The sequence below is a fragment of the Alcaligenes sp. Me129 genome, from assembly GCF_050487245.1.
GTDB classification, from domain to species: domain Bacteria; phylum Pseudomonadota; class Gammaproteobacteria; order Burkholderiales; family Burkholderiaceae_B; genus Alcaligenes; species Alcaligenes phenolicus.
Map to the genome: position 1 here is coordinate 79,758 of NZ_JBKQGX010000004.1, position 13,224 is coordinate 92,981.

9 protein-coding genes are annotated in these 13,224 nt (G+C 54.9%); 3 read left to right on the plus strand and 6 right to left on the minus strand.

Going from position 1 to position 13,224, the window contains the following annotated elements; translation table 11 throughout:
* Window positions 1-78: 78 nt before the first annotated feature.
* The 3 genes from tcuA (at window position 79) to ACLPGZ_RS05870 (ending at window position 3,735) form a co-directional block, all read left to right on the plus strand.
* A complete protein-coding gene (gene tcuA, locus ACLPGZ_RS05860; RefSeq protein WP_429641056.1) occupies window positions 79-1,464 on the plus strand; it encodes an FAD-dependent tricarballylate dehydrogenase TcuA in 1,386 nt (461 codons plus the stop codon).
* 32 nt (window positions 1,465-1,496) lie between these two features.
* Window positions 1,497-2,687, plus strand: coding sequence for a tricarballylate utilization 4Fe-4S protein TcuB (gene tcuB / locus ACLPGZ_RS05865; protein WP_429641102.1), 1,191 nt, complete (start codon window positions 1,497-1,499; stop codon window positions 2,685-2,687).
* 70 nt (window positions 2,688-2,757) lie between these two features.
* Window positions 2,758-3,735, plus strand: a complete 978-nt coding sequence (locus ACLPGZ_RS05870; protein ID WP_115633637.1) for a Bug family tripartite tricarboxylate transporter substrate binding protein — start codon at window positions 2,758-2,760, stop codon at window positions 3,733-3,735.
* A 238-nt stretch (window positions 3,736-3,973) separates the two neighbouring features.
* On the opposite strand, the gene ACLPGZ_RS05875 is transcribed toward ACLPGZ_RS05870, so the two are convergent.
* The 6 genes from ACLPGZ_RS05875 to fmdA all read right to left on the minus strand — a co-directional run bounded on the left by ACLPGZ_RS05875 (window position 3,974) and on the right by fmdA (window position 13,168).
* Window positions 3,974-7,099: a tetrathionate reductase subunit A gene (locus ACLPGZ_RS05875; RefSeq protein ID WP_239055658.1), complete on the minus strand. Its 3,126-nt coding sequence runs from the start codon at window positions 7,097-7,099 to the stop codon at window positions 3,974-3,976.
* Between the two features lie 37 nt (window positions 7,100-7,136).
* Complete coding sequence (gene nrfD, locus ACLPGZ_RS05880; protein ID WP_088452847.1) at window positions 7,137-8,168, minus strand: NrfD/PsrC family molybdoenzyme membrane anchor subunit; 1,032 nt, start codon at window positions 8,166-8,168, stop codon at window positions 7,137-7,139.
* Window positions 8,169-8,177: 9 nt separating this feature from the next.
* Window positions 8,178-8,936, minus strand: coding sequence for a sulfate reduction electron transfer complex DsrMKJOP subunit DsrO (dsrO, locus tag ACLPGZ_RS05885; RefSeq protein WP_035273177.1), 759 nt, complete (start codon window positions 8,934-8,936; stop codon window positions 8,178-8,180).
* 208 nt (window positions 8,937-9,144) lie between these two features.
* On the minus strand, window positions 9,145-11,382 hold the full coding sequence (locus ACLPGZ_RS05890) for a TonB-dependent siderophore receptor (RefSeq protein ID WP_275424347.1): 2,238 nt from the start codon (window positions 11,380-11,382) through the stop codon (window positions 9,145-9,147).
* A gap of 241 nt (window positions 11,383-11,623) precedes the next feature.
* The gene (locus tag ACLPGZ_RS05895; RefSeq protein WP_009453884.1) at window positions 11,624-11,911 is read right to left on the minus strand and encodes an FmdB family zinc ribbon protein; all 288 of its coding nucleotides are present in this window, start codon (window positions 11,909-11,911) and stop codon (window positions 11,624-11,626) included.
* 57 nt (window positions 11,912-11,968) lie between these two features.
* The gene (gene fmdA, locus ACLPGZ_RS05900; protein WP_021446607.1) at window positions 11,969-13,168 is read right to left on the minus strand and encodes a formamidase; all 1,200 of its coding nucleotides are present in this window, start codon (window positions 13,166-13,168) and stop codon (window positions 11,969-11,971) included.
* Window positions 13,169-13,224: the final 56 nt, after the last annotated feature.

The following is a 13,224-nucleotide window of genomic DNA, read 5'->3' on the forward strand; positions in this document are numbered from 1 at the left end:
CATCCCTAAAGTAGACCCCGTTCCATATCGTGGCAAAACGCGTAAACCACGAATAGCACACAGGAAACGGACAAAAAAATGATAGATGTACTTGTTATTGGGGGTGGCAACGCCGCATTGTGCGCCGCACTTACAGCCCGTGAAGGAGGGGCAAGTGTGCTATTGCTGGAAGCATCTCCACGTGAATGGCGAGGGGGTAATTCGCAACACACTCGTAATTTGCGCTGTATGCATGATGCGCCGCAAGATGTTCTGGTCGATGCGTATCCAGAGGAAGAGTTCTGGCAGGACTTGCTCAAAGTGACAGCCGGAAAAACCAATGAACATCTGGCCCGTTTAGTGATTCGCACAACGAGCTCCTGTCGCAGTTGGATGCGCAAGCACGGTGTCAACTTCCAGCCTCCGCTCTCGGGCGCCTTACATGTGGCTCGCACCAATGCGTTTTTCATGGGTGGCGGAAAAGCCTTGATAAATGCGTATTACCGCAGTGCTCAAGCCCTGGGGGTGGACATTCGCTATAACGCGCCTGTTGACCGGCTGGAAATTGAGGACGGTCAGTTTGTCGCAGCCTGGAGCGGCGAAGAACGTATCCAGGCGCGAGTTTGTGTACTGGCGGCGGGCGGTTTCGAATCTAACCGTGAATGGTTACGGGATGCCTGGGGACAAAATGAGTTTGGAGAGTGGCCTTCGGATAATTTCCTGATTCGTGGCACGCGCTTCAATCAAGGAACATTGCTGCGCCACATGATCGACGATCACAAAGCAGACCATATCGGCGACCCTACTCAAGCACATATGGTTGCAATTGACGCACGAGCCCCTTTGTATGACGGAGGTATCTGTACCCGTATTGACTGCGTGTCCCTAGGGGTCGTAGTCAACCGTCAAGCCAAGCGGTTCTATGACGAGGGAGAAGATTTCTGGCCCAAACGCTACGCAATTTGGGGTCGTTTGGTGGCCAAACAACCTGGCCAGATTGCTTATTCGATCATAGACAGCAAGGCTATTGGCAGATTCATGCCTCCTGTTTTTCCTGGACAAAAGGCTGAAACACTGCCCGAACTGGCCCGCAAACTTGGCCTGGACGAGGTGACGTTCGCGAAAACCTTGAATGATTACAACAAGGCCTGCCAAGTTGGAAGGTTTGATCACACAGCGCTGGACGACTGTCATACCCAAGGTATTACGCCTGCCAAAACGCACTGGGCCTTGCCCATCGACACCCCCCCATTTTATGGCTACGCCTTGCGCCCAGGCGTGACATTCACCTACTTGGGTTTGCACACCGACGAAACAGCTGCCGTACGGTTTAACGACCGGCCTAGCCGCAATCTGTTTGTGGCTGGGGAAATGATGGCGGGCAATGTGCTGGGGCAAGGCTATACAGCAGGGGTGGGAATGTCGATTGGAACAACCTTTGGCTGCATTGCAGGCACACAGGCTGCGCAGGCGGCCAGACAATGAAAACGCTATTGCACCCTGATCCCGAGACTCCCATGAAATCACTTCAAACACTGATCGATGATGCGTGCAACACCGGTTTGCACACACACTCGCCCAGCCCCACCGTTCGCCACACGCCTCATGAGCAGGAGGTTGATCGAATCATGACGATCTGTAATGCCTGTCGTTACTGTGAGGGGTTTTGCGCGGTATTTCCCGCAATGACACGCCGCTTGATGTTCGAGCCGGCAGACGTTCATTACCTGGCGAATTTATGCCATAACTGCGGGGCGTGCCTGCACGCTTGCCAATACGCACCGCCTCACGAATTTGCCGTGAATGTTCCGCAAGCGATGGCCAAGGTTCGTGCCCAAACCTATACCCAATATGCTTGGCCCAAAAGGCTGGGCAAGCTCTATGAGCGCAACGGCTTGGTGATGTCGATTGCCTTGACCTTGGGCTTGGCCTTATTCCTGGTTCTGGCCTTGGCGCTCAACGGTACGCTCTGGGACGCAGCATTGGCTGGAGATTTTTACAATCTATTCCCGCACAACCTGTTGGTAAGCATGTTTGCACCCGTATTCCTATTTGCGGTATTTGCGTTAAGCAAAGGGGTGCATGGTTTTTGGACGGAAATCACTCCAGCCACCAGTGGCGCACCTGTCAGCAGGGTTGCCGCTGCCGAGGCAACCCATTCGGTACTCAAACTCAAGTATCTGGATGGAGGGCATGGGAAGGGATGCCATAACGAGGACGATGCTTACACCTTGTCGCGCCGCCGATTTCATCACCTGACCTTTTATGGCTTCATGCTGTGTTTTGCTGCAACCAGCCTGGGCACGATCTACCACTATCTGTTCGATATGGTGGCTCCTTACGATTTCCCCAGTCTGCCCAAACTCTTGGGGGCTGTGGGAGGGGTTAGCCTTTGTATCGGCACGGCCGGCTTAGGCTATCTGAACTTGCGTCGCGACCCGGCACAGGGCGATCAGAAGCAAAAACCGATGGATCTAGGCTTTATCGCCTTGCTGTTTTTGATCAGCACCAGCGGATTGGCTCTATGGCTGGCACGTGCCACACCCGCGATGGGTTTGTTGTTGTGCTTACACCTCGGAGCGGTCATGGCGCTCTTTGCCACCTTGCCTTATGGCAAGTTTGCTCACGGTATTTTCCGTAGCGCATCGCTACTGCGCCATGCCATAGAGAAGCGCCAGCCAAACCCCATTCGTGCCGGTGGCGACTGACCCTGCCAGGCTTGAAGCACCGCGTTTATTTTCATCGCAACAATACTTATAACGACCCAAGAGGAGCATCATGCATTTTCGTCCCTTTTCCTGTTTTGCGATTGCCGCCTTATCAATAGGTTTGCTTTCTTCATCTGTGCAAGCGCAGACATTTCCGCCCAAAAAGTCGATTTCTTTAGTTGTCGGCTTTGCCGCCGGGGGAGCAGCCGATGCTGCAGCTCGCATGATTGCAAAAAAACTGGGAGACAACATCGGTCAGACTGTTGTCGTACAGAACAAAGCAGGCGCTGGCGGTATTTTGGCGCATCAGCAAGTGGCTAATGCTGATAATGATGGCTCGGTGCTGCTCTTGGGCTCTGTGGGGCCAATGACTATTTCTCCACACCTGATGAAAGTGCCTTACGATCCGTTCAAAGACCTGGCTCCTTTGTCGGGTGGTGTACATTTTCCCAACGTACTGGTTGTGCATAAAGGTATAGGTGCAAAAACCTTGGGCGAGTTTATTGAGCTTGCCAAGAGTGAGCCTGGTCTTATCGACTTTGCTTCGTCCGGATCAGGCTCTGCCTCACACTTGGCCGGAGAACTGCTCAACCAGCGCGCTGGAGTTGAAATGGTACACGTGCCTTATCGCGGCGGTGGTCAAGCCTTGCAAGACCTCATCGGGGAACGTGTGTCTTCATACTTTGCGGCTCCCCCGACAGCGGCTCCTCACATCAAAACCGGTGCCTTGATTCCAATAGCGACAACCGGTTTGGAGCGCTCTGCTGATATGCCAACCATTCCAACAGTGGCAGAGGCCGGCTACCCTGGTTTTATTGCACTAAATTGGTATGCATTCTTGGGGCCTGGTACGATGCCAGAGGATATGCAGGAGCGTTGGAATCAGGAGCTGGTCAAGGTATTGAACGATCCTGAAGTGCGTCAGTCCTTGCTGGACTATGGCTTAACACCTCAGCCGACAAGCCGCGCAGAATTAACCCAGTTCATGGAACAAGAATCGGCTCAGTGGCAACAGACCATTCAAGAACGTGGGCTAAAAGGGGAGTAACAGCCCCTGTATCCATGAAGCTGAATGGGCTAATGCTGCTACGCTTGCGGCTGCACTCGTGAAAGCACAAGCCATTCAGTTCATGAAATAGGTTCTTGGGGTAGAGGGCATCGCCTCGAGGGCTGACCCTTGCCATTTGGGCCATTAAACTTGGTTCACTAACGGATGAGGCCGATTATCCCAAAGAATAATCGGCGCCCTTATCGTTGAACAATGGTTTGATGGAGGTGTGTTTCTTTTAAGCCGACAGCTTCTCCACTCTTGCTGGCAGGCCTTGGCGCACGGCCGCGCCAGAAACCCAGTCAATCCAGACGTTGTCCTGGCCATTGCCACGGGTTGGATCAGCAAAACCCAATTCGTTCAGGTTCACACCTGCAGCCAGATCGTTCAAGTGAGGCATGGCCTCACCATCAATCTGGTGCGAACGCGCACCCAGTTCGGTATGCCCAAAACCGTGTTCGATTGCAATGGCCCCGCGCATAATACCGCCACGCACCAAAGCAACACCTTCAACCGCACCACCTGGTGTGCTGACACGAATACGATCGCCGTTACGGATGCCCATGTTCTTCGCATCATCCAGATTCAAGGAAATCGGATTGTGCGGGTGGACCTGGCGCAGGCGGGACATCCCGATGGACATGGAGCTCATCAAATTGGATTTGTAGGAGCTCATCAGCAATGGCCACTCTTGTTCCGAGAAATGCTTGCGCATTGGGCTGCCGTCAGCCAAACGAGTGGGGTACCAAGTAGGGCAACCGCTAAGACGTTCACCCGTCATGGTGTGACGCATCTTGGCCAGGTCTTCATTCCAGATCTGCAAAGCATTGCTGTAGCGATTTTTCAGCTGATTTCCTTTCCAGGCGTTTTCGATTCGGTCGAATCGGCCACCGCGTGTCAACAACATCGCCACTTTGCGCTGCTCTTCAGGATGCAAACGCGCTTGAAGGTCAGGAAAAAGTCGATCCACACCGGTGATGCGCATATCGTCGTCGGATGCGTCGCCAACCGGGCGGCCAGCACCAAAGGCAATATTAGCCATGCCCCGCAGATAGAAATCCTCGGCGCGCAGCAAGTCGTGGGCATTGCCTGCCTTGTCTTTCAGAACGCCTTTACCAAAACCTGGCAATCCCAAACGCAAAGCTACTGCAAACAGGAAACTTTCCAGGTTGATAGGCTGACCGTCAGCCGTGCGATCCACTCGTGGCTCGACCACAGGCCAGCGCAGGGTCGAGGACTTGGCGATCACGTCAGCCCAAGGTGCCGAAACCCCCCAGCTTTCGTAAGTCACCGTGTCTGGCACGATGTAGTCTGCGTAGGCATTGGTTTCGTTGATAAAGGGATTAACCGAAATCGACAAGGGCAGAACCGCAGGGTCTTTCAGTTTGTGCAGCAAGGCATTTTTAAAGCCAGCAATCGCATAGACCGGGTTGCTCATGTGGTTGATCCACACTTTGCTGGTGTATGGATAGCCATTCAGGCCTGATGCAATCATTTCACTGCTCAAGGCACCTACAGCGGGGTACCAAGGAGCAGGAGCGGGGTACAACGCTTCCCCATTCGCTTGGCGGCGCTTGAATTCGCTGGATTTTTCGTAAGCGAAGCGATGTCGCGACAAAGACACGCCTTTAGCCGCCACTTTTCCGGGGAATTGAGCAAAGTTGTAGCGTGGGCCGGGGCCAAAAGGACCAAATGGGCCCGCATCCAGCACCAAACCGCCTTTCAGGTTCAGATTACCCACCAAGGTATTCAACATGGCAATCGCGTAAGCCGTGTAGAAACCGGAACCGTTCATGGTGCCGCCGTGTGCGTCAGCCACGGCTTGGCGACCGTAGCTGGTAAATTCACGGGCCAGTTCGATCAGGGTTTCTTCGTCCATGCCGCAGCCTTTGGCGTATTCGGCAATGGATTTTTCCTGACTGCGCTCGCGCAGCATGTTCAGCGCAGTACAGACACGTACATCCTTGCCTTCCAGCTCAACGGTACGGTCGACAAATAGCGTCGCGCGATCCAGATCGGTATGGGCGCGCAGTTCGCCTTGTTCGTCCTGAACAATAAAGGGCGATTCAGTGCCTTCAGCTACTTCCCAACCCAGGTCTTTACCGCGCAAATAGCGGCCAAAACCAGGATGCTCAGGATCCGCAATCAACAAATGGCTGGCGTTCGTCCAGGAAGCGGTATTTTCGTCCTGCTCCGCAGGCGCATGGGGCAGGGACAAGTGTTCTGCATCAAAACGCTCTTGTTCCAGAATCCAGCGCAACATGCCCATGACCAGGGACAAGTCAGTGCCGGGCAGAACAGGCTGCCAGCGGTTGCCACTACCCGAGGCCAGGCTGGACGACGTTGGCAAGATCGGGGAAACAACCACGTACTTGAAGGTGTTTTCAGGACGCGAACGGGCTTCTGCCAGCTCACGGCCTTGACGCTGGAAGGGATTACCGGATTGAGCCGGTGCTGCACCAATAAACAGGCCAAAACGGGCGTTTTTCCAGTCAGGTTTGCCATGAGGCATACCTTTGATGTCACCCATGGCAGCGCCTGTACCGACACGGAAGCTTTGACCACAGTAAGAACCGTGGTTGCTGACGTTGATCGTGCCAAAAGCCTGCTCGGCAAAGCGTTTGACCAGTGGCGTACGGCCTTCGTTCGCGGCATCCGTGAACAACAACTGGTTGGCCAATGGACCGAACTCGGGGTTTTGCGGGTCAATCAGGGTTTCGTGATCCCAAATCGCACGCAAACCATCGACATGACCTTCTTTGAACAGATCGCCGCCTTCGCAGACCTCTTCAATCAATTGTTCAAAACTGATGCGCTCCCATTGGCCTGACCCACGGGGGCCGACGCGTTTCAACGGCGACAGAACCCGGTAAGGGCTGCTGTGCTGTTCCAGCATGGAGGCACCGCGAGCACAGGCGCTGGCACGGCCTTCCAAGCCGTTTTCACCACCCAGCATGGCGTAAACCTCGCGTACGGGCTGCTCCATGGGAGCAGACTGCGTGGTTGCCAAAGGATGATAAGGATTACCGGCGATACGCAGAATCTTGTTGTTCTCCGTATCAATACGTACGCGCACACCACACTGCGTCCAGCAGCCCAGGCAACTGGACGGGCTCACAATCTGGCCGGGCTGCGTATCCAGCAGACCCGTGATCGGATCAATACGGAATTCAGCCTGCAAGGAGTTGCCACGGGTTGCGTGTGCGGTTGGCACACCGGCTGTACCTTGGCCCAGACCTTGGACCGCCTTGACTACCGTGTCACTATAACCAGCCGCAAAGGCAGCCAGACCACCCACAGCAGCACCGCCGCGGGTCAATACCTGTCGACGCGACAGGTTAGGGGTTTCTTTTTTCTTGCTCATGACGATAAGTACCTGAAAGCTAGTGAGTCTGTAGGGCCTAGGCCGTCAAAGACGAACGGCGGGCCGGGAACAGAGAGAGCAGGGTGGTGCTGGCGGCGAGCAAGGCAATACACAAGCCCAGCACACCCAGCATCCCCAGCAGACCATCGCTGCCTAAGGGCATGGTGTAGAGGTACAAACCGGCGCCGTATTTGGGCACACCCTGTACCGCCATGAAAATAATCCAGCGAAACACCCAGGCCGAGCCGAGCATGAAAGCAGCACAGAACAAGCTATAAAGATTGCCTTGCAGGGTGCCGATTGGACGGCTGAGCATATACAGCAACAGCAAGCCAAACGCGGAAGAACCCAGGAAGCCCAAACGCCATACGGGGTAACTCTGGAACAGTTCCCAGGCCGAACCGAAAGAATGGCTGTAACCCATCAGACCGGAGCCGACCCAGAACAGGGCCACGACGATCAAGGTCAGAACCACCCCCAAAGACCAGCGGCGTACGTACTCCAGCGGCAGATTGGCCACACCACCGGGCAAGAAGCGAGCAACCAGCAAAATAGCGCCCAGACTGGCCAAAGCAGCTGTCAACGCGAAGTTGATGGGCAAGAACACGGTATTCCACAAGGGGCGTGAACGCAGCACCATCACTTCAAAACCGCTGTAAACCAGAATCGACAAGGCCGAAACCAGCAGAGCCAGGCTCAACCAGCGCCACAGGACACGTTTGTTCAACCACCAGGCCAGCACGTTAGCCATGGACAGGCCGACGAACAGGGGCAGCAGTACGGCACCCAGCGACATCCACGACCAGGGAGTGAAATGGGCGTAGAAATGCCAGAAGCGGCCGGGTTGGTGCAAGTCAGCCAGCAAGGACACGGGAGCGGCAATGCTGCTGCACAGCAGCACAATCATCAGAGCGGGCTCCAGACGACGCAAGGCGCTATCGCTGGACCATGCGCAACGCCATACCCAGACGGTGCTGGTGGCGGCCATACCGACCAGGAAAAAATATTGGACCGCCCAAGGTAACCAGGCAACTTCATAGGCGGGGGTCAGAATTTCGATAATAGACATAGCGGCCCCTTAGAACTGATTGGTCAGACGCACACTGGCCTGACCATCCACACCATCGACGAACTCGTCCGGCAAACCGATGTAGAACACATGCGGGTTGGTATTCATGCCGGGTTTGAGTACGCGGATTTCCTCTTTGTGCTCTTTGAGCAACTGGGAAATCGTGCTGGTTTCATCGTTCATATCGCCAATGACGCGCGCGCCACCGACGCAGCTTTCCACACAGGCGGGCAACAAGCCCACTTCCAGGCGGTGCTCGCAAAAGGTGCACTTGTCGGCGGTTTGTGTTTCATGGTTAATGAAACGGGCATCGTAAGGACAGGCTTGAACACAGTAGGCACAGCCGACACATCGTTCGTTGTCGACCAGCACCACCCCGTCTTCGCGCTGGAACGTCGCCTGCACAGGACAGACCGGCACACAGGGCGGGTTGTCGCAGTGGTTACAGAGGCGTGGCAGGCTCAGCATGGCCGCCTGCTGCTGTTCATCGAGCACCTCGTATTGCAGAACCGTGGTACGGAACTGCCCGATAGGCGGTGCATTTTCAATAGAACAGCTGACCGTACAGGCCTGGCAACCGATACATTTTCTTAGATCAACCACCATGCCGTAGCGGGCCCCATCTTTCCCACCGCTACGTCGTGGAGGCTGGCTGTTCATGGCAGCTTGAACAGGCTGAATAGGAATAATCGTGGCCCCGGCACTAAGGCCCAGCAATTCCTTAAGAAAACGTCGCTTGCCCTTTTTGGGCTCGGCGCTTGGAATCATGTGTTTTCCTTTTTTATGCTTGGGTTGAACCCATTTACATTATTTGTAGTTATAAGCATATGAAGAATACAAAGTTCCGGTCTTGATGAAGGTCAAAAAGAACATTTAAAGGTTGAAATGTTGACGCTCGGCTGTATTTTCGGGCACAAAAAAACGCCCCTCCAGGAAAGGGAGGGGCGCTATATACCTGAGTTGTAGATAAAACCGCTTAGAACGTTCCGCTTAAGCCCAGGAAAAAAGTGCGGCCGGGTTGGTTGAATGTGTAGGCCCCAGCACCGTAGATGTAATTGGGGGTACCCAGGTTCACGCCGATGGCATTGCCGCGACGGAACAGACGCTTATCAAAGAGGTTATCAACCCCTGCATTGATGCGGAAGTGCTTGTTGATCTTGTACTGCGTGCTCAGACCAAACAAGGCGTAAGGGGACACCTTGTCGGTTGCAGAACCTGTCAAAGGCTGACCGTAGTAGTCGTACTTCGGTGGCTTTTGCTCGCCGTAAAAGGTTGCCTTGGCGCGCAAGGACCAATCGGCATTTACATCCCAGTCCAGAGTCGTATTGATCGTGTATTTAGGGATAGTGGACAGCGCTTCACCCGTAGTCTTGTTCTTGGATTCGATCATGTAGGTGAAGTTGGTGGACCACAGCCAGTTTTCGGCCAAAGGCAGCGTCAAGTTACCTTCCAAACCCGAAACTACGGCTTTGGGAATGTTTTCCCATTGCAGAATCAATTGTTGATTGTTCAAGGCCGTGAAGCTATCGATTGCAAAACGGCCCGCTTCTACTTTGTTGCGGTAATCATTATGGAAGTAGGTCAGGCTGGCACCCAGGCCGTTCTCACCCACGTACTCGACACCCAATTCTTTATTGATGCTGGTTTCGGCCTTCAAGTCCGAATTACCTTGCAGGAAGCAACCCGTGCTACTGCCCGTGGTATTGCCCCAGCAGCCGTTACCCAGGCTGTACAAGGTATAGCCGTCATTGCTTTGATACAGGTTAGGCGCCTTGTAAGCACGGGCGATACCGGCTTTCAAGAGCCAGTTATCCGTCACGGCATGAGTCAGGTTAAGCGATGGGCTCCAGTTGCTGCCATGCTTGTCGTGATAGTCAAAACGCAAACCTGGGGTAACCGTGGTCTTGTCGGTGGCATAAATATTGTTTTCAGCGAAAACCGAGTAAATATTCGCCCGCGACTTGGGTTTGTATTTGTTGGGGACACCAGGAATACGGGTCGGGTTACGTTGTGCCAAGTCCGAGGACTTGTCGTTCAGCTCCTGCCCAACCCACTCCATACCGATAGTGGCGTATTGCTCGACGCTACCGGTCTTGAATTGATGGCTGGCCTCAGCGTGGGCCGTCATGGTGGTCAGGTCCGCTGTGCCGAAACCTCCATCCTTGACTCGGGATGGATCATTAAAAGCACCCTCAGTCCCTCCGGCCAAGCCTTCCAGCAAACGATAGTTACGCGTCTTTTCGTACTGGAAGTAGGCCAGGGAGTTCGTCTTATCATTCCAGTCGCCACGATGCGTCAGCGAGTAGCTTTGGCGATACATCTTGTTGGTCTCGTCGCCCAACTGACGTTTGACCTCGTCATTGGTATTCGTATTCTGGGTATCACCCGTGTAAATATTGCCTTGGCGGCTATAGGAAGCCTCCAGATCCACCGTTTGGCGGCTATCAGGACGCCAGGACAGCAAGCCATTGATGTCCTTGTTACGTACGCCTTCACGTCCAGCAGGCAAGCTGTTCGCATTGGCACCACCACGCTCGGTCTGGTGTCCTTTATTGATCTCCGGATCGTCCGAATCCGTCTTGTTCAGGTTCCCGTACAAACGGAAGGACAAAGATTCGCTGATCGGGCCACTCAAGCCAAAGCTCATGCGTCGCGTGGCGCCTTCATCGCTATGTTCGGGCAAGTTGCCATACAAGGAGTAGGTGCCCTGGAATTTGTCTGTCGTAGGCTTGGTGATGATGTTGACCACACCGCCCGCAGCCCCGTTGCCGTAGCGAGCGGCCGCCGGGCCGCGCAGCACTTCCACGCGTTCGATCTGCTCGGCAGGCACCCAGTTGGTATCCCCACGCGAATCGCGTTCGCCACGCCAGCCGAAACGCACAGCAGAACGTGAACTGACGGGTTTGCCGTCAATCAGAATCATGGTGTTTTCCGGGCCCATGCCGCGAATGTCGATCTGGCGATTATTACCGCGCTGGCCGCTGGCCGAGTTACCTGTCAGGTTCACGCCCGGCATGGTGCGCAGAACTTCGGAGATATCGTTGGCGGGAGGGGACTTCTGGATGTCTTCGGCGGTAATGATGGAAGAACCCAAGGTCTGCTTGAGCTCCTGCTCGGCCTTGACCACGATGCGGTCCAGCTCCTCGACCTCTTGCGCTTGCGTCTGATAGGGGAAGGCCAACAATAAAGCCACTGCCAGACTGCTTAAAGGCATAAAAGATACGCCGCTAGGCACCTGGCGCTTAGCGGCGAGAGACGAGGACACCGACATAATGAACACCCAGTAATAATGAGATTGATTCTTGATTATAAACAGAATGTTTCATGTTACCGAGCGTGAATCTCGTAAAACCAACACATCCGTCTGGGCAAATTCAGCCAGAACTACGCCCGCCGACGTTAATGTTGCGGCCTGTCAAGGCTGACAGCTTGCGTTGCAAAGGGGCTAATTGTATTTAGGCGCAAACGCTGCAGCCAGGGCCCATACAGGTATGGATGACAGAATTCCGGGTGCTGGAACGAGTGCCGGGCCCGGTCACATTATTGCCCGCCAAAGCTTGTTGAGGCGTCAGACCGCGCGTGGGGCTGGCTTTGCTGAACAGGCGTCGTGGCGCGCTCAGTTGCAGCAAGAGGCTGCCTTTTTCACAAGCAGGGCAGGTCTGGGGATCGTTGCGGGTGGCAATGCTGCGCAAATGGCTGCTGCGTTGCAGGCAATGATTACAAAGATAGTCGTACAAAGGCATGGCAAATCCGAGTAAAGCAAGCCCTGACTCCAAGACGAAGCCAGGGCCGGAGACCGATCAGGTCAAATTACAGCGTGTGCCTGGACGGCCAAAACGGGCCGCGTCATTCAAGGCACCTTTGGGCAGGATATCGGTATCAAAAATACCGGTAGGCAATGCCAGAGAAGCGGAGCTGTTAGGCAGATCCACCACACCGCCGTAACGGCCTTCAACCGGCGCCGCTGTCAGCAGCATGTAGGCCTGCGCACGCGACAGGTCTGTGGTGCGGCTGATGTAATCAATCGCCGCCAAACAGGCCTGACGGTATGCAACCGTAGAATCCAGGTAGTAGTTGACGCCTTCTTCCACGCTGATGCCCGTGAAGTGCATCCACTGATCGTACTTGGGATCGTGGCGGCCTGGAACATAGATAGGCGCGGTCAGATTGTATTTGGCCATGCCACCTTTGATCAGATCAAAGCCAAGGTGGGCTGCGCCGTCCATTTCAATGGCACCACAGAAGGAGATTTCGCCATCGCCCTGGGAGAAGTGCAAGTCGCCCATGGACAGGCCAGCACCCTTCACATAGACGGGGAAGTAAATCCGCGAGCCAATGGTCAGGTTCTTGATGTCCAGGTTGCCACCATGCTCACGTGGAGGCACGGTACGGGCAGCTTCAGCCGCCATGCGGTCAAACTCGGCCCCTTTAACGCCGCGCAATACAGCGGTTTTGGCATCGGGCGGGTTGGCGTGGCCCTTGGGCACCAGCAGGGCTTCACGGCGGTTCCACTCGCGCAGCAGTTCGTGCGAGGGCAGGGTGCCGATCAGGCCAGGGTGCATCATGGCCGCAATGCGTACGCCAGGGATGTGACGCGAGGTGGCGTAAACACCATGCAGGTCCCAGATGGCCTTGTCGGCTTCGGGAAAATGCTCGGCCAAAAAGCCACCGCCATTTTCCTTGGCAAAAATGCCGGAGAAACCGACAGGAGTAATGGCGCGAATATCCAGCAGATCCACCACCAGAATATCGCCTGGCTCAGCACCCTCTACGTGGATGGGGCCAGTCAATGGGTGGGCGCGGGTCAGGTCAACGTCGCGTACGTCGTTGGCGCTGTCCGTGTTCTTGATCTGGGCGTCCAGAAAGTCCATGCACTCCAGAATCATTTCCTCGCCAGGCTTCACGCTGGTCAGGTCTGGAATATCAGGGTGCCATCGGTTGTGCCCGATTTCAGCTTGCTCGGCCAGGGGTGCGCCGGGTTTGATTTTTATATGCTGCATGTGTTCTCCGAATAATGTGTGCGAGGTCAGCACAACGGCGCTTTTAATGCGCTTGG